General features: G+C 58.8%; 14 protein-coding genes and 1 pseudogene. 6 read left to right on the top strand and 9 right to left on the bottom strand.

All coding sequences use genetic code 11. From position 1 onward, the window contains the following. Window positions 1–21 precede the first annotated feature (21 nt). Entirely contained in the window at window positions 22–270 is a 249-nt protein-coding gene (locus MHM84_RS20475; protein ID WP_239268768.1) for a hypothetical protein, read from the bottom strand. A 402-nt stretch (window positions 271–672) separates the two neighbouring features. Here MHM84_RS20475 and MHM84_RS20470 point away from each other — a divergent pair, with 402 nt between their 5' ends. After that, a complete protein-coding gene (locus MHM84_RS20470) occupies window positions 673–1,554 on the top strand; it encodes a DNA replication terminus site-binding protein (protein ID WP_239268766.1) in 882 nt (293 codons plus the stop codon). Window positions 1,555–1,620: 66 nt separating this feature from the next. Here MHM84_RS20470 and MHM84_RS20465 read toward each other — a convergent pair whose 3' ends face one another. Beyond that, a complete protein-coding gene (locus tag MHM84_RS20465) occupies window positions 1,621–2,433 on the bottom strand; it encodes a hypothetical protein (protein ID WP_239268764.1) in 813 nt (270 codons plus the stop codon). A gap of 604 nt (window positions 2,434–3,037) precedes the next feature. Between MHM84_RS20465 and MHM84_RS20460 the strand changes: the two genes are divergently transcribed. Both MHM84_RS20460 and MHM84_RS20455 read left to right on the top strand, forming a co-directional pair. Then, window positions 3,038–3,283 (top strand): hypothetical protein, encoded by a 246-nt coding sequence (locus MHM84_RS20460; RefSeq protein ID WP_239268762.1) that lies wholly within the window; start codon window positions 3,038–3,040, stop codon window positions 3,281–3,283. A 29-nt stretch (window positions 3,284–3,312) separates the two neighbouring features. Next, window positions 3,313–3,771, top strand: coding sequence for a hypothetical protein (locus MHM84_RS20455; protein ID WP_239268760.1), 459 nt, complete (start codon window positions 3,313–3,315; stop codon window positions 3,769–3,771). Window positions 3,772–4,029: 258 nt separating this feature from the next. Here the strand turns inward: MHM84_RS20455 and MHM84_RS20450 are convergent. Continuing rightward, window positions 4,030–4,791: pseudogene (locus MHM84_RS20450) on the bottom strand (IS3 family transposase); the annotation flags it as partial. 725 nt (window positions 4,792–5,516) lie between these two features. On the opposite strand from MHM84_RS20450, the gene MHM84_RS20445 reads away from it, so the two are divergent. Together MHM84_RS20445 and MHM84_RS20440 are read left to right on the top strand one after the other, a co-directional pair. Beyond that, complete coding sequence (locus tag MHM84_RS20445; RefSeq protein WP_239268758.1) at window positions 5,517–6,527, top strand: type IV toxin-antitoxin system AbiEi family antitoxin; 1,011 nt, start codon at window positions 5,517–5,519, stop codon at window positions 6,525–6,527. Then, window positions 6,490–7,347 carry a nucleotidyl transferase AbiEii/AbiGii toxin family protein gene (locus tag MHM84_RS20440; RefSeq protein WP_239268756.1) on the top strand — a complete coding sequence of 286 codons (858 nt, stop codon included), beginning with the start codon at window positions 6,490–6,492 and terminating at the stop codon, window positions 7,345–7,347. Before MHM84_RS20445 ends, MHM84_RS20440 begins: the two co-directional genes overlap by 38 nt. Window positions 7,348–7,456: 109 nt before the next feature. On the opposite strand, the gene MHM84_RS21540 is transcribed toward MHM84_RS20440, so the two are convergent. The 4 genes from MHM84_RS21540 to MHM84_RS20415 all read right to left on the bottom strand — a co-directional run bounded on the left by MHM84_RS21540 (window position 7,457) and on the right by MHM84_RS20415 (window position 12,727). Further along, window positions 7,457–11,041, bottom strand: a complete 3,585-nt coding sequence (locus MHM84_RS21540; protein ID WP_343218310.1) for a cadherin-like domain-containing protein — start codon at window positions 11,039–11,041, stop codon at window positions 7,457–7,459. 228 nt (window positions 11,042–11,269) lie between these two features. Beyond that, entirely contained in the window at window positions 11,270–11,740 is a 471-nt protein-coding gene (locus MHM84_RS20425; RefSeq protein ID WP_239268754.1) for an RES family NAD+ phosphorylase, read from the bottom strand. Then, on the bottom strand, window positions 11,737–12,189 hold the full coding sequence (locus tag MHM84_RS20420; protein ID WP_239268752.1) for an antitoxin Xre/MbcA/ParS toxin-binding domain-containing protein: 453 nt from the start codon (window positions 12,187–12,189) through the stop codon (window positions 11,737–11,739). Before MHM84_RS20420 ends, MHM84_RS20425 begins: the two co-directional genes overlap by 4 nt. Window positions 12,190–12,511: 322 nt before the next feature. After that, window positions 12,512–12,727, bottom strand: coding sequence for a hypothetical protein (locus tag MHM84_RS20415; RefSeq protein ID WP_239268750.1), 216 nt, complete (start codon window positions 12,725–12,727; stop codon window positions 12,512–12,514). A 273-nt stretch (window positions 12,728–13,000) separates the two neighbouring features. On the opposite strand from MHM84_RS20415, the gene MHM84_RS20410 reads away from it, so the two are divergent. Beyond that, window positions 13,001–15,520, top strand: a complete 2,520-nt coding sequence (locus MHM84_RS20410) for an EAL domain-containing protein (protein ID WP_239268748.1) — start codon at window positions 13,001–13,003, stop codon at window positions 15,518–15,520. Here the strand turns inward: MHM84_RS20410 and MHM84_RS20405 are convergent. Together MHM84_RS20405 and MHM84_RS20400 are read right to left on the bottom strand one after the other, a co-directional pair. Beyond that, entirely contained in the window at window positions 15,486–16,361 is an 876-nt protein-coding gene (locus tag MHM84_RS20405) for a hypothetical protein (protein ID WP_239268746.1), read from the bottom strand. The two genes, MHM84_RS20410 and MHM84_RS20405, sit on opposite strands and share 35 nt — an antisense overlap. After that, window positions 16,354–17,037 carry an iron-containing redox enzyme family protein gene (locus tag MHM84_RS20400; protein ID WP_239268744.1) on the bottom strand — a complete coding sequence of 228 codons (684 nt, stop codon included), beginning with the start codon at window positions 17,035–17,037 and terminating at the stop codon, window positions 16,354–16,356. The genes MHM84_RS20405 and MHM84_RS20400 overlap by 8 nt, the downstream gene beginning before the upstream one ends. Window position 17,038: the final 1 nt, after the last annotated feature.

Genomic DNA, 17,038 nt, shown 5'->3' with positions numbered 1-17,038 from the left:
GTTTAGAGAATGTTCCCCTTGTTAGATTACTAATCCCATCGCCTTTTCCCGGCCGCGTTCCGGTAAGTCGCCGTACGCCTTAAATGTTGTCATCAGCGTAGTGACCCACGGCGAGACCGAGCTGTACCAGCCTGCCGGGAAAGCGTTGCCGGCGGGCTGGGCCACGAAACCAAGGCCGCCACGCTCGACGGCAAGGGCCAGCCCCACCACGGCGAACTGATCCTCGCGTTCTCGCTCGACGCATTCCTGGGCAGCGACAAGGCCAGGCACCCTTACCGTCGCGCGCGATGATCATCGGTTGGCGACCAGCCTGCATGGTAATGAAGTCGTTAGTGTTCGGGATCTGGCTCTCGTGGCACGCGAAAATCCACTGCTTCTCGAAGGTCAGTTCCATCTCCAGGTCAAACAAGGCCTCATCGGTGAACATCTCACGGGCCATCTGGTAGACGCCGTCATCAGGGCAGCAATCGAGACAGTTCTCGACGAATTGCTGCCACTCGCGGATAGAGCGTTGTGCTGTCATCGGTCATCACCGAATGGCACGCGTCATTAATGATGGCCCCACCCTATGTTCCTTTTTGGTGAGGTAACTGGCATCTGTGACATCGCCTCGACTTCAACGTGAAGGGATAGCCTATACTGTTAAAAAATACAGCCACGGGTGAGGAACCGATGGTTCAACAGTACAAAATGCTTCACGAGCTCGAGCAGCGCTTCGATCGGGTTGTCGAGACCAGCCAGAAACTGATTGAAGTGTATCGAAACAACATGGGGGCCGCCTGGGCTCTTCATTCTCCTACGCCGGATGAGGCCTGGTTGCGGCAGGTTCTGCTCGATTTTTGGTATGAGGATGAACAGGATGGCCGGGCGACCCGGACCTATGTCGGCCTGGTGGCTGCCAACCAGACGGTGCTGTCCGCCGTTGCCGAGGTCAACACTGCCAAGGAGCACTTCGCCGCAACGATCAGTCAGATCAAGGCCGTGGACAAGCGATTGCTGGCCGACGTGAAGCTGACCCTGGCCCAGCGCCACCCTGCCCTGAACAGCAACCTGCGTGGCAGCGGTCTGACCCGGCTGCACCTGAAGCAATGCTGGCGCCATATCCCGGTCGCGGAGCAACCTCTCGAGCGGGTCAGGTTCGCCTGGTACACCAGCGGCCGCTCCATTCGCAAGATCACGGTACAGGAGGCCGAGAGCATGCTGCTGCGGCTGGACACCGAGGCGCCCCATGTCCGGATACAGCTGCGAGCCCTGGCAGGCATTCCCTCATCCGAACCGCTGGCCCAGGTTCAGACTCAGGCCCCGGTCATGCGGGCCAATCTGTTCTATCAGGATCCTTTGCCGGATGGCCGTCCCCGTCGCGCCATGAACGTGGCCTTGCCCTTGTTCGTCCCGTCAGAGGATGGCCAGCTGCCGCGTTATAACCAACCCGCCCCCTTCCCGCCGGAGGCCCGTACCCGAGCTGTCAGAAGCGATGAACGGCTGGAACAGGAGCCCTTTTTGAGCTCCATTCGGGCATTTCGGTATAAGACACCGGCGGCTGTGTCGGCCTAACGTCGCTTGGGAGGCCAACGTCATAGGCTGTGCCGGGGCGGGATGAACGGCGGACGATCGTTGGGGTCAGTTTCCGACGTAGTAAATACAGCCCATCATCGCTGCCCGGGCGTCCCATACACGGCGATTGAACATCCCTGATCGAGGCTTTGGGTGATTCCACCATGGGGACAGCCGGGTAGGCATAACGATCTTGTTCCAATAGGTATCAAGGCGGATGGTGGTATAGCCGACACCAAACCCCTCGGCCAGACCCCGCTGATTGGCACGGTTGAGGGCGATGAAATGATCAGGACGCTTCATGGCCAGCAGACGCGAGGCGGTGGCGATGTTGCCGGCGCGGGGTTCACCGGTGAAGGCACGGCTAAAGTCCGCGACGAAGTGCTCGTAATGTTCCTGGTCGACATCCCCGGACAAAGGAATATGGTACAGCGCATCCGAAATGTTGTCAGGCGCTTTATTGATCAGGCTGGCAAAGGTGCCCAATCCCCGCATGGTACCGAACCATGACCAGTGCAGTCCCCGATACGTTTTGCTTTCCTGCTGTGAGCCCGTACCGGCAATCGCACAGCGCTCATTCTGCGTCATCTGCTTCAGGCTACCCTTACGCTCGAACAGGTCGCGTGCCGCCTCGAGGATCTCCAGCCGACTTTTCGGGCTGCCGTGTGGATCGTTGCGGACACCTTCCAGAAAATCCTGCCAGGTGAGCGCCATCGGGGATGGACGACTGGCCCCGCCACGGGGTTTACGGACCCGATGGAATGTCGCCAAGGCCTTTTTCCGGTCGCGGTGGAGTTCGTACTGGGTACGGTAGGAAAGGAGGAAATCGTCGGTGATATCCTCCGAGCCTTCCCAAGCTGAATGAATAATGCTGGCCAACGCTTGAACGGCTTCTTCTCGCGCTTCTGGCCGCCAGTCTTGGGTAGCTGGCTGATGCCGTGTCGCTGATAAAGCCGAGGTAGGCTCGATCGGGTAAGCGAAGGGATCTCTCGCTGAAGCGCATGAAGGCAGTCATCGAGAGGCAGTAGGGTCTTCTGCCGGAAGGTAACAACTTCGGCTTCCTCGAGGGGCGTCAGCGACGTGGATCGAGCCGCTTTGGGGCCCATGCGAGTATCCTCGACCTACCCCGACTGCGCCACTTACGCACAGTTTTTAGATTAATGCCGTAGCGCCGGCTCAACGTCGCGACCGAATCTGTCGATCGCTGTATTTCTGCTCGGATGGCGTGCGTGGTCGTGGCGCGTTTATCTGAGCCATGGATCATCCTCCGACAATGGTTGGTAGGATAGATCATTACTCTTCGGGACCGCATACATAGAGATGTTACTTACTGATCATCGCCAAGGCGGGAGTGGCCGATGCCCTGAAGCGCTGCCAATAGACCGAGGAGGAAACGCCGTAGTGCCGTTGGAGCAAGTGCGCAAATGGTGAGCTGGACGCTCCAGAGGTGGCAGGCTGGGGCTGACTATCAACGCCTGGGGGTATGTTCGAGGCGCAGCCGATTCAAATAGGTTCCCGGAGTGTACCGGATGCTGGCGAAAAAGACGCGAAAAGTGGCGCGGCGCGACACCGGAAGCTGACTGAAGAAGAATTCGACTTCCAGTTTGATAATGTACTTGATTCGCTCGAACAAGGCTATTATGTTTATTCTATAAACATCATATCTAATGCAAGGGTTGGTGACATTATAATGGCATCTTCTCCAAAAAGAGTTGAAAACATCATGTGAGCAGTACAAACCTCAGTGAGGGCTATTTCATGTTACGGTCAATTGCTGCAGCAGGTGCGGTTGTAGTTGCCTTACAAGGATGTGGGGATAGTGAAGCAGAAGACTATTCAATCCACGACTACAGATACCAGTTTAAGTTCATTACACAATACCAAGAGGAACAAGACCTGCTCCCTCATATCGTTCAACTAGCAAAAGCTCGTCAAGCTGAGGACTCTGATGCTGACCTGGATGATGTGGCTGTAGGGGAACAAGACCTGACATTTGCAGCCTGTACTGTTGATTACGTAGCTCAGCATCCAATAGAAAGAAATGTGCCTAAGGATCAGTTTAACGATTGGTTTGATAAAGCAGTGTCTAAAATGAAGGAGGTGTATCTAACTACTCCTCAACGTGTAATCGATCAATACTCCATCGATCGTGCAAACGCAACAGGGTTTGTTAGGTTGATGGAAGGCAATTGTTTCCCGCATCGCCCAAGTGCATAATGAAGTTGTATGGTGAAGAATGTGATAGTAGCAGAAATGCTGCGTGCATCGGTGCAGTAACTGGTTGTGATGAAGCTGCAGCTCGTGATGTAAAGCCGGTCAATGATCCTATTACTTCGCTGAACTGCGATTGCCCCTCCCGGGTGGTGCAGGAAAATTACCAGTTCTCTCGCTCCCGCACTGGTATAGCGCGGTGAGGCTGGCGCCGAGTTGACCTTCTCCCTAGTTTAGGTCCGCTATCAATGTGAGAACCACTCCTCATGCGCACTGCTCGGCATACGCTACCGGTGGTAAATAATTCAGTGAGCTATGCGGTCTGACGTGGTTGTAGTGGGTCCTCCATTGTGTGATTTCGTGTCGTGCATCCGCCAGGCTCAGGAACCAGTGCTGGTTAAGGCAGCCGTCCCGGAACTTGCCGTTGAAGCTTTTGATAAACGCATTCCGCGTCGGCTTGCCCGGCTGGATAAAGGCCAGCGTCACCTTCCGCTCACGCGCCCAGAAGAACATCGCCTTGCTGGTCAGCTCCGGCCCGTTATCGCAGACAATCGAGGCTGGCAGCGGGCGCTGCTGAGCAATCTCGTCCAGGAACCGGGCCAAGCGACGTCCCGAAATGGAGGTGTCCACCAGTTGGCCGATACACTCCCGGCTGAAGTCGTCCACGATGTTCAGCATGCGAAAGCGACGCCCTGAGGCCAACTGATCCGAGGCGAAGTCCAGCGACCAGCGCTGGTTGGGGCGGTCCGGCAGTGGCATCGATGTTCTCGGCCGGGTCAGCCGCTTGCGCCGCCGGGTTCGGACCTGAAGGCCATGCTTGCAGTACAGCCGGTAGGTACGCTTGCGATTGATCACCAGACCCTCCTGACGCAACAAGGCATGCAGCAGCAAGTAGCCGTAGCGGGGGTAACAGGTCGCCAAGGCTTGCAGGCGTGCCCGAAGCGGCTCATCGTTACACGGCATCGCTTGGTACTGAGCCACCGACCTTGCCAGGCCCAGCAATCGGCAGGCACCTCGCTGGCTGAGCCAGCCACCTACCACCAGGTGCGTTACCGCCGCCGACACGTCAGGATGCGACGCTTGGTAGGCCTCAAGGTCCATCCAGGCTGAGAGATCACGCCCCTGTTGCCAGCCGTAGGCCAGGTAGTGCTCGTAGGCGCTATCGAAGTCACCCTGCACGACCGCGGCCGCGACGTCGGCATTCTCCGACCGATACCAGCACTCATCGAACAAGGCATTCGGATCACGACCCTCGCTCTGCCCGCACAGGCTGTAATGAGTAAACGCGTCCGGAAGATCGCCCGCTGCGATGGCCGCCGCCACATCCGGGTTATGGCTCAGGTAGTAGGTTTCATCGAACGCCACGCCACGCTCAGCGGTACTTCGGTCTTCGCCGACGCCGTACTGGACATAGTGGTCATAGCCGTTGGCATAGCCGTCGCGCGCCACCGCTTCGGCCACGTCCGGGTTGTGCCCCAGATAATAGATTTCTCCGAAGGCCATCACCTGCGGCGTCACCAGGTCAGGCGCTTGGGCTAACACGACCCGATCGTCGAAGAGCAGCAGCTCGACACTCTGCAGGGTATCCGTACCGGTGGCGTCTGTACTCATTGTCAGCGTGCCTTTATCGTTCCAGATCAGGGAGGCCTGACCGAAGCGTCCATGGTCTTGATGTCCATTTTTTGGCGGCGTATATTATTAATGTACGCAGCGAATTATTGGACATCATGGCGACGTCACACGACAGGGACATGGCTGAAGCGGCCATCGCCGCCTTCCAAGCCGAAACCGGACTGAGCGCGTCGCTTAGTCCGGCCATGGAGGGCGTTCCACAGCACGAATTCCTCGCTGAGCTGAGCGGACACCGCTTTCATGGTGAGGTGAAACGCTGGGTGTCTCACAACGTAGCCGCACTTTCGTACCAGTGGGCCAACGCCCCTGATCGGCTGCTGATCGCTGACTATCTCAACGTCAATGCCGCCCGGACGCTTCAGAGCCGGGGTATCCAGTTCATTGATATCGCAGGCAATGCTTTTATTGATCAGCCCCAACTCAAGGTGTTGATCCGAGGCAACCGGCGCACGACGACGATGGCGGCTGAGGAGAGGTCACATCCGGTTGAGCGCGCGTTTCAACGTAAGGGATTGGTGGTTATCTATCACCTGCTGACCCTGCCCGAGCTAGCAGGAGCGCCAATCCGCACCCTCGCCCAGTGTACCGGTGTCTCTCACGGCACCGTCGAGAATGTCCTCAAGGCGCTCGTGGAGGGAGGCCTCGCAGCAACCTTGCGGAAGGCAAATCGCAGGATCACCAAGATCACAGAGCCTCGAAAGCTGATGGAGCGCTGGGTCGTCGGCTATGGCGAAAAGCTGGCATCCAAACTGATAATAGGTGAATTCTACAGCGAGGCCACGGACTGGTGGGGTGAAGATAGCGTTACCCGCCTGGACGCAGCATGGGGCGGTGAGATTGCCGGCAGCTACTATAGCGGACACTTGAAACCACAAGTCGCCACACTGTATCTCTCCAGGGAGAAGCTGCCCCAACTGATGCAGGCTCACCGTTTGCGAAAGCCTCCGACAGGCATCGAGCCCAACCTTCGGATCATGGAGCGCTTCTGGCTCGACGAGCGCCCGGAGAGCAGTATGGTACACCCTCTGCTCGCTTATGCGGAGCTGCTACGAAGTGGCGACGCACGCAATGCTGACATCGCCAGGAGGCTTGATGAGCGCTACCTCGCTGACGCTTTCGGTGGCGCTTGACGAAGGGGCTAGCACTGTCCTGTCTGACGGTACCGAGGTACTCGCAAAATATGGCATCGATTACGTCCTGATCGGTGCGACGGCTCGAGATATCATCCTGCATTATTACTTTGGCGCTCCGATACGGCGCGCTACCGCTGACATTGATTTCGCCATCTATGTGCGAGGATGGGACGAGTTCCAACAGATCCAGGCTGGCCTGATAGACAAGGGATACCAGCCAGGGCGCGACCAGCAGGAATTACGATCTCCTGTTGGCTATGTCATCGACATCATTCCCTTTGGGGGCGTGGCCAACGCCGACAACACGATCAGTTGGCCACCGAAGGGCCATATCGAGATGTCCGTCGTGGGCTTCGAGGAAACCTGCCAAACGGCTTACCGTGTGACGTTGCCGGGGTCAGACTCACTTGTGATTAAAGTCGCCAATCTGGAGTGCCAGGTGCTGTTGAAGCTCATTGCTTGGACGGAACGAGCGCCGGAGACTCGCCGTAAAGATGCCGCAGACATAGCCTATCTTCTGCAGAATTTCGTGCGTGTCGATGCTGATCGGGGCACGCTCTATGAAGGCAAATGGGTATTGCGGCTTGAGGAGAATGGCTACGACACGGCCCTGACTGCTATGCAATTGTTAGGTGAGCGCGCCCGCTGCGTGGCTACGGCAGCTACACTCGACCAAGCCTTGGACTTGCTGAATGATCGGCTTCCGAAGCACCCACTTGAAATTCTGGCTGTCGACATGAGCCGCAGCACGATGGAATATCCTGATAGTTGCCTGCAGTGGCTGGAAACCTTACGAAGGGGGCTCGAGAGTGATTAACAGTACTATTCAGTACCACAGAGCCAGCCAAAGCTGCCCCTCTCTCGTCTACTAAGGGGAGACATTGGTGGCGGGGCCGGCATCCCCGGCGCCCGCCTTGCGGTGTTATCTAGCCCCACAAATCCCCATCGTTGGCACTGACCACACGCCCTTCCATGCTACCCCACATCAGGAAATGCCCGAGGGGGTCGATGCCCGCCGCCGCCACGTCAGGATGCGCCGCTTGGTAGGCCTCGACATCCATCCATGCCGAGGGATCACGCCCCTCTTCCCAGCCGTAGGCCAGGTAGTGCTCGTAGGCGCTATCGAAGGTACCTTGCTCGACCGCGGCCGCAACGTCGGCATTCTCCGCCCGATACCAGCGCTCATCGAACAGGGCATTCGGGTCACGCCCCTCGCTCTGCCCGTACAGGCTGTAGTGGGTAAACGCATCCGGAAGATCGCCCGCTGCGATGGCCGCCGCCACATCCGGGTTCTGCGCCAGATAGAAGGCCTCATCGAACGCCGGGCGGCTGTCCGAAACACTGCGCCCTTCGTCCTGCCCATACATGGCGAAATGCTCATAGCCGCTACGGAAGTCACCCCGCTCAACGGCGGCCGCCACATCCGGGTTATGGCTCAGGTAGTAGGCCTCATCGAACGCCGCGCCACGCTCAGCGGTACTCCGGCCTTCGCCGGCGCCGTACTGGACATAGTGGTCATAGCCGTTGGCATAGTCGCCGCGCGCCACCGCCTCGGCCACGTCCGGGTTGTGTCCCAGGTAATAACTTTCTTCGAAGGCCATCACCTGCGGCGTCACCAGGTCAGGCGCTTGGGCCAGTACCACACGGTCATCGAAGCGCAGCAGCTCGACATTCTGCAGGGTATCGGTACCGGTCGCGGTCGTAGTTACCGTCAAGGTGCCATCATCGTTCCAGGTCAGGGTGGCCTGGTCGAAGCGTGTCTCGAAGCGGGCCACGTCGACACCGGTCTCGCCATCGAGCTGGTCGTTGCCGGTGCCGCCGCTCAGGCGATCGTTACCCTCGCCGCCGAACACCACATCGTCGCCGGCATCCCCGAACAGCACGTCATCGCCGCCTTTGGAGCCCACGGTATCGTTACCGGCCCCGCCATGCAGTACATCATCGTCAGCACCCAGTACGATGGTCTGGCTGGCGCTGTCGCCCCAGACACGCTGGGCGCCGGCACCCCCGCTGATGGTTGCCGCGCCGATGACCGCGGCAAACTCGACGTTGTTGAGCTCAAGGAGCGGGCCTGAGGGCAGTGCCGTCGTGTCGATGACCAACGCCGTGGCGGCCGGACTGCTGGCACCCGGATTACCGTTGATGACCAGAGGCCCCGTTGGGGCGTTGCCGGTGGCCATGCTTGGCACGAGTGTCTGTACCAGCAGCGGTGCTGTCTGCGCTAGGCCCCCCAGAAAACCGGTCCCACCGCCGGTGAGGAGGGACTGATCGTCCGATCCGGCGGGGGTATGCGCCTGGATCTCCCGGATCAGCCCTGCCAGGCCGGTGCCGGCCGTCACCGGTGCGCTGTTGCCCGTGACCTGCAGTCCGTAGCCGGTAGGCACCTGCGCAGTCAGCAGGGATTCGCCTGACGAACCGATAGCGGCCAGGGGAATGTCCGCCACGCTGTTGTTGCCCACCTGCTCCGAGCGCTCGCCAGTGACGACCGGAATGGTAATGACCTGTGAGATGGAGCCATCTCCGTTCGTCATTTCCCCTCGCCCCACCTCGACGCCATCAACGGTCTCGCTGGGTGTAGTGGGCTGCGTTGGTGATGTCGGCGGTTTTGGTGTGGGTGGGATCGTGGGTAGGGGCGGCACTACCGGAGGTAGTATGAAGGTCTGAACCTGGAACGACTGGCCAAGAATTGTCGTCATCCCATCGCTCACCGTAAACCCAAAGTGCTCGATCTCAGCTTGGCCGCTGGCCCGGATACTCACATGTCCTGCATTAATATCTGACTGAGTGAAGGCCTGACCAGTTGCCAACGGCTGCCCGTTGAACAGCAACTTGCCATCATCCGGCAGCCCCGTCAGCGTGTAAACGATGCCTGAAGGACTGGTGTCGAGATCGACCGTCCTCAACATGGCGTCATTCAGTACAAGCGTATCCCCCACAGGTACCGGAACAGAAACGTTCGCTTCAACAAAAGGGGGCTGGGTTATCGGCAGTGGCGGCATAACCGGTGGAACGAAAGTCTGGACCTGTAAGGAATGGCCTGGGACACTCGTTATGCCATCGCTCACCGTGAACCCAAAGCTCTCGATCTCAGCCTGACCGCTGGCCTGGATACTTAAATGGCCAGCAGTAATGTCTGCCTGAGTGAAGGTCTGTCCAGTTGTCAACGGATTCCCGTTAAGCAGCAACTTGCCATCATCCGGCAGTCCCGTCAGCGTATAAACGAGGTCTGAAGGACTGGTATCGAGATCGACTGTTCTCAACATCGAGTCATTCAGTACAAGCGTATCCCCGACAAGAACAGGCAAGGTGAAGTTTGCCTCGACAATGGGTGGCTGTGATGCGGGCGGGGGCGGCAACACCGGAGGTGGCACATAGGTCTGTACCTGGAAGGAATGGCCCGGGACACTCGTCGTGCCATCGCTCACCGAAAACTCAAAGTGCTCGATCTCGATCTGGCTACTGGCCTGGATACTCACATGGCCAGCGTTGATGTCGGCTTGGGTAAAGGTCTGCTCAATAGTCAATGCTATCCCGTTGAGCAGCAACTTGCCATCGTTGGGGACGGATGTCAGCGTATAAACAACTTCAGACGGCGGATTGTCGTTATCGTCCGTCCTTAACATGTGTTCGTTTATTACAAACTTATCCCCAGGAGCAAGTATATAGCTAGCGCTTGAGTGCACTATCGGCGGCTTGGAGTAAGCCAAAACCGCCTGGGTTTCCATGGATATAATTTCCTCATGGCTTCCCAGTCCATCAGTGAAGCTCACCGAGGCCTTGATGGCTTTGCCTACGTGTATCTCATCGAGCACCAAGGTATCACTGCCATTGGCTATAGTGACCCAAGTACCGTCGGTATTCTGAGCATACCACGCATAGTGGAACTCGCCCGAGCCATCGACGTCATTGACGTTCTCGGGCACCAAGGTCAGCGTTTGGCCTTGGGTGGGGCTCCCCTGTATTGTCACGGAGCCTGTTGCCGGGACATTGAAGTTCGCCAAGATGTCATCAAGGTAGATATCAAGTCCGACCTGTTCTCCGCCTTGAATGGAGACCTCAACCAGATTATCCCAGCCTGAGAACGTCAGGGTGCCTGCTGGAAATTGTGGATAAAGTGGGTCAGCCTCATAGCGTGTGAACGTAACGAGACCTGAAGCGTCACTCGAAGAAGCGGTAAGGTCAATGAATGCTTCGACAAAAGTGTAGTCAGCACGCTTACCAATCAGCTTGAATGTCTGGTCGCCTCCGTCACCACTACCGATTTCCAAACTTCTTAGAGAGAATGCTTCATTATCCACTCCTCGGAAGGAAACCGCGGTAATGTCAGGAACTTGATACCCACTGTAGAATAAAATTTTGTCCTGAGTTTGGTTTGTTGAACTTATGTTCCCTTTATCAACAATGGAAATATTGGTGCTACCATTACCTTTAAATACGAATTTTCCGTACGTGGCTTCGTGACTAGACGAGGACCCAACAGTTGAGCCTTCGAAATCCTGTGTGATTATCACTTATTCTCTCCGCGAGTCGACCGGACTCAGGCCATGGTTGGCAATTGTGCCAACTCGAGAGCAATATCGGCACCGCGCCCCTTGACCTTTAGCCAATACGTGGATGTTGGGCGTGAAGCGATCCTGCGCATAGTGAGCTGGCCTGCTCGCAAAGCAGTTTCCCGGTTTTGCGCCTCTCTCCCCTGGGGTATGTCGTGTCCCTGGCCCCAAGAGCCTTGGCATACCCCTTCATTCTGACAACCGCTTATCCGGGGCAAAGGCAATGTCTTTGGCATCGCTGATCATCGCTTCGAAGCCTGTGTGACGCGGGTTGACGAGGTAATTTCTTTCGCGCGGCACCACAACACTCGGAACCGCCAGTGCTAGCCTTGACTGGCTCTCGAGCCAGCTGTCACCAATGGCGGCAGTGGAGTATGGCGCGGGCTCTGCCTGCCAGTCTGCTGGCAACTGGTCGTTGGGAAGGTGCATGAGTGCGCTTTCAGCGAATGTCACTTCAATCAGCGCATAGGTCTCAAGCAAGCGGTAGTCCTCCAGGTGCACCATTATCTCCAGCATGGCAAGTGACTCGCTGCTTGCCAGATAAACACAGGCCCTTCCCTTGCTGTTCCACCGACCGCCATACCACCTGGCCCCCTCTCCATCGAAGGCGTTCCTGTGCCACTTCCTCTTGACCAGCCGGTATCCCTTTAGTTGGCTCACACAAGAACACCATGCTCAAGCCGACCTACAAGATCCAACACCGCTTCAACACCTGCCGAGGTTGAAATCATGTCTACCGGTCGATGGCCACCCAGTCCGCGCACTGGGTTGAGAAGCCATTTGTTGGCTCGCTGCGTATCCCCTTCGAATAGATCAACGGCACTTTTATAGACCTCGGCAAACCGGTACAGGCGATCACCTTCGTCTAGCTTGAAGCGCCCTGCTTTGGCACGGCGCTGTAAAGAGGCGGGCGGGATGACCACATAACGAGCCAATTCCTTTTTTTCCAGGCCGGACGCAGCGGCAAGCTGGGTAAATACCTCGTACGGAACGCCTTCGCTCAAAGCCTCATGCAGCTTTGGGCCGCGTGGAGGCAGGCCAAGGGCTTGCCAGAAGTCTGGCTTCCGAGCCGATCCCTTCGGACGAAACTCATTGCTTGTGGCTTGCATGGCAGCCTTTTCGCATCAATTGATATATCCTTAGTATATCAATTGATGCGAATCGCAACACGGCTAGCCCAACGCAGGCTCTCCCTGACGGCCAAGATGGCATCTGCCTGGATATCTGTTAGCTACGCTTGCCAAGGCCGGGCGGCCCGCACTGAGAGCAGGGGTTATCGCGAAAAAAGATCGATACGAGGCTTTGCCACAAGACGGGGTTGTGCCCACTTGGCCAGCAAAAAGGGGCAGACAAAGCTGCCCCTCACCGTTTTGTCATCTTAGCAATACGTTGGATAGCGCCGGTATCCCCAGCGCCGCCTTACGGTGTCAGCTATCCCCACAGATCCCCATCGATAGCACTGACCACCCGGCCTTCCGCGGCGCCCCACATCAGGAAATGCCCGAGGGGGTCGAGGCCCGCCGCTGCCACGACGGGATGCGACACCTGACAGGCCTCAATATCCTCTTCCCAGTCGAAGGCCAGGCAATACTCATAGGCACTCTCAAAGCCACCCTGCACAACCGCGGCCGCGACGTCGGCATCCACTGTGCGTCACCCGCTCTCATCGAACAGGGCATTCGGATCACGCCCCTCACTCTGCCCATACAGGCGGTAGTGGATAAGGTGTCATCGGATGGAATCGCACCTGAGCCTTCCGTTATCGCGGATCAGGTCAACTCGGGGCCAGATGAGTGCTCAGCGCCACCGGCGCCCGGGGACAGGAGGTAATTCATTCGCGTATTCTTATGTGGCTTCAGAAGCAGGCTACGGCATCGCCGGAGCAGGTCGGCACAGGTCTCACTTGGGATAAGACAGGCAATGGAACAGGAACTTTGCGTAGAGCGCATCATGCAAACCGGCATCCTTTGCTGTTCGCCGGAAACGCCCCTCTGCGAGGCGGCAGAACGGATGGCGCAGCGCCGCTTCAGCTCGATTCTGGTCATACAGGATAACCAGCCTGTCGGCATCTGGACCGAGCGGGATGCCCTGGCCGTGGATTTCTCCACCCTCGAGGCTGTCCGGATTCCCATCAGCCAAGTCATGAGCCACCCCGTGCAGTGTCTCCCTGCCACCGCGACGGTCGGCGAGGCGGCGATACAATTCAGCGCCAGAGGGATGCGCCATTTCCTGATTACCGATGCTCAGGGCTCCCCGGTGGGCATCCTGTCGCAGACCGATGTCGCGCTCAACCAGGGCCTGGAGCCGTACCTGCGGCTTCGCGAGGTGCACAGTGCGATGCGCCATGGCCCGCTGGTGTTGGCCAGCGACCAGCTGCTCTCCGACGCCACTGCCCAGATGCGGCGCACCCACCGTGACGCGGCCGTGGTTGCCTACCCGGATGAGACACTCGGCATCCTTACCGAGCGGGACATGGTGCGCTTCGTTGCGCATCATCCGGGGAATACGCCGATTGGTGAGCTGGCCAGCCAGCCCCTGCTGACGATCGGTACCCATGATCTGCTCATCCGTGCCCGGGACAAGCTGCTGGACCATCGCGTGAGACATCTGGCGGTACGTGATTCGGCGGATCAAGTGGTCGGACTGCTGGGATTTGGCGACATGCTGGCAGGGGCGGAACAGCACCACCTCAAGGATCTGCGCGCGGCCCTCGAGCAACGCGACCGTGCCTTGGCCCAGTCACGTCAGAACCTGCAGTTGGCGGAACGGGTCATCGAGTCGTCACTCGAGGGCATCATCATCACCGATGCTCAGTCCCGCATCGAATTTACCAACCCGGCCTTCACCTACCTCACCGGCTATTCTCGCGAGGAAGTGCTGGGCCGCACACCTCAGGTGCTCTCCTCGGGTCGCCATGACAAGGCCTTTTACGATCGGATGTGGGAGACCTTGCAGGCCAATGGGTACTGGCGTGGCGAAATCTGGAACCGGCGCAAATCCGGCGAGCTGTACCTGGAGTTGTTGACGATTACGGCGATTCGCGATGAGCGCGGCAGCATCAGCAACTATGCCGGCCTGTTCACGGACATCACCCACATTCGTGAAAACGAAGAACAGGTCAAACAGCTCGCCTACTATGATCCACTGACTCGCCTGCCCAATCGCCGTCTGCTCGAGGATCGCCTGTCACTGGCCATTCGCCATGCCCACCGCAACGAGCAGTTTCTCGCGGTGCTGTTTCTGGATCTGGATCATTTCAAACAGGTCAACGACACCCTGGGGCATGCCATCGGCGATGAGCTCCTGTTACTGGTCACCGAGCGGCTCCGAGCGAGCCTGCGTGAAGATGACACGCTGGCCCGCTTGGGCGGGGACGAGTTCATTGCGCTGCTCCCCGATCTGGAAGACATTTCGGAAGTCTCGCAGGTAGCCCGGCGGCTGATCGATGCCATCAGCGCCCCCTGCCGCATTGGCTCGCATGAGTTTCGGGTGGGCTGTAGTGTGGGCATCAGCGTCTATCCCGACGATGCCACCGATGCCGAGGCGCTGGTGCGTAGTGCCGACGCGGCCATGTATCGCGCCAAGCAGGAAGGACGCAATACCTACCGGCTCTACACGATGGAGATGGATGTCCAGTCCCATAATGTGCTGGCGCTGGAGACTGCCCTGCGCAATGCCGTGGACAGCGGCGACGGGCTGGAAATGCACTATCAGCCCCTGATCGATCGTGACACGGGCAAGCTGCATTCCGCCGAGGCATTGCTGCGCTGGCACCATCCGGAACGCGGCATCATTTCCCCCGCCGAGTTCATTCCCCTGGCCGAACGCTCCGGGCTGATCGTTCCGTTGGGCGAGCGGATACTCGACCTGGTCTGCCGCCAGTTGAGGGACTGGCAGCGTTGTGGCGCCGAGCCGGTACCGGTCGCTGTGAACCTTTCCACCCGCCAGTTCTGGCAGGACGGCCTGCTCGCGTTCATTGAAGCCACGCTGGCTGACTATGGCCTGGACCCCGGGTTGCTCGGCTTCGAGCTGACCGAAAGCACGTTGATCGACAAGGAAGGCCGGGCCCGGCAGACCCTGGAAGCGCTACGGACCCTGGGCTGCCACATTGCCATCGATGATTTCGGTACCGGGTATTCCGCGCTGAGCTACCTGCAGGAACTGCCGGTCTCGGTGCTCAAGATCGACCGAAGCTTCATCCAAGCCTTGAGCACCGAGAGCCGGCAAGGTGGCGCCATCCTGGCTGCCGTCTCGGGGCTGGCCCGTGAGCTGGGGCTCAAGGTCGTTGCCGAAGGTGTCGAAACCGAAGGGCAACGGCAGGCGCTGGCGCAGTACCAGGTCGACCTGCTGCAGGGCTATCTGACCGGTCGTCCCGTCAATGCCGAGACCTTCCTGCAGCAGCACCTCAACCTGGCAGAGGCTCGAGCGCCACGGGTTTGACGCCTGGGGTTGGCCTCGCCTGCCGCCGCCGCTCCAGGCAGGCATACAGGTATTCCGTAAAGAAGCCATGCATGAGGAAACGTTGGCTTAGGTTGCCGGGCCCTACCAGGTAATGGGGATACTTGTTGTAGGCCATCTCTACCAGCCCCGGCTCGCCAATGAGCTGACCGATACGAATGGCGATCGACTGATCCAGGTTGAAGCCATTGATGGCGTCCCGGTACTCCTCCCGGGTCAGCAGCAGGCAGAACAGGCACATGAACAGGGCATGGCTGGTCTCGAAGTCGAGGATCTGGGTGCGCCGGCGGGGCACCTCGATCGCGGCCATGTCCACCGGACGCCAATGCGTCCAGCGGATTGTCTGATCGGCCAATGGCGCGGTTGGTGGCTGCCAGTGGCCGAGCTCCTCGATAACCCGGAACAGCTCCTGGTCATGCTGGACAAAACTGGCCTCGCCCATATCCTCGATGCGACGGGGATACAGCGCTATTGGCGTTACGTTCAGCTCATCGCTGTTGTCGATCAGGAAGTTCAGTATGTTCGATTCGGTGGCGTAGTGACGCAGAATCAGCTGACTGGCCTGCGGACTCACGAAGTGACGACAGAACCAGCAGATCAAACGCTGCAGCAACCGATGGGCCCGGAACTGGGGCAGCGGCAGGCGCTTGAAGAACCAGGTCAGGTGCAGCAGCACCGCGAACCCCCCCTGTAGCACCGGGCGCAGCCACCAGCGTGTCGGATTCTCGACATCCTCGAGCCACAGCTCGACCGCCGCCGATTCGATCGCCAGCGAGTCATCAACCGCAAGGGCGCGCAGGAACGGACTGCGCGGCCTAGCCATGCTCAACCTCCTCGAGCTGCAGCGCGTAGAGCCGTCCAACTACACGAGCGGTGCGCAGGATGGCGGTCGCATCCGCCTCGCGCTGGCAAACCCGATCGATCAGCGCATACAGCTTGTTCAGGTGCGCCTCATCGTTTTCGCCGTGATAGCGCATGAAGCGGGTATAGCTGCCATCACCCTGAGTGACATCGTCGATACACCGGGCCCAGTCGGTGGCCATCTTCTGCCCCAACCCTTCGATGATCCACATCGCACCGATCAGGTCGACCGGGTTGGGCTGGCTGGCGCGGTACATCATGAAAGCGTGCAATGCTTCGCTTCCGGCATTGCGCTGACCGGTGCGGATCGCCTCGAGCTCGCCGCCGGCAGCGACATAATCCTTCTCGAGCGTCTCGTAGTCCCGGTGTTCTTCCTGGGCATGGCCAATGACTTCCGAACGCACATCGGCAAAGTCTCGATCGAAACTGGACGCCCCGCGGGTGATCCAGCGTGCCCCCTCGATGACCTGCTGGCGCAGGTTCAGGAGCAGTGTCAGATAGTCGTCCCGGGTGAACCGGCCCCGCTCGAGACGCTGAATAATCGGTACCCGGCCTAGCTGACGCTCGAAGTCAAACCACTCCCGCAGCAATCCTTGAAGACAGGCCTGTCCCAGTCCACTGGATACCCGATGGTCCATC

Origin of the sequence: Halomonas sp. McH1-25 (genome assembly GCF_022348165.1) — a bacterium.
GTDB lineage: Bacteria > Pseudomonadota > Gammaproteobacteria > Pseudomonadales > Halomonadaceae > Modicisalibacter.
Note: the sequence above shows the minus strand (reverse complement) of the source record. Positions and strands in the feature narration are given on the sequence as shown.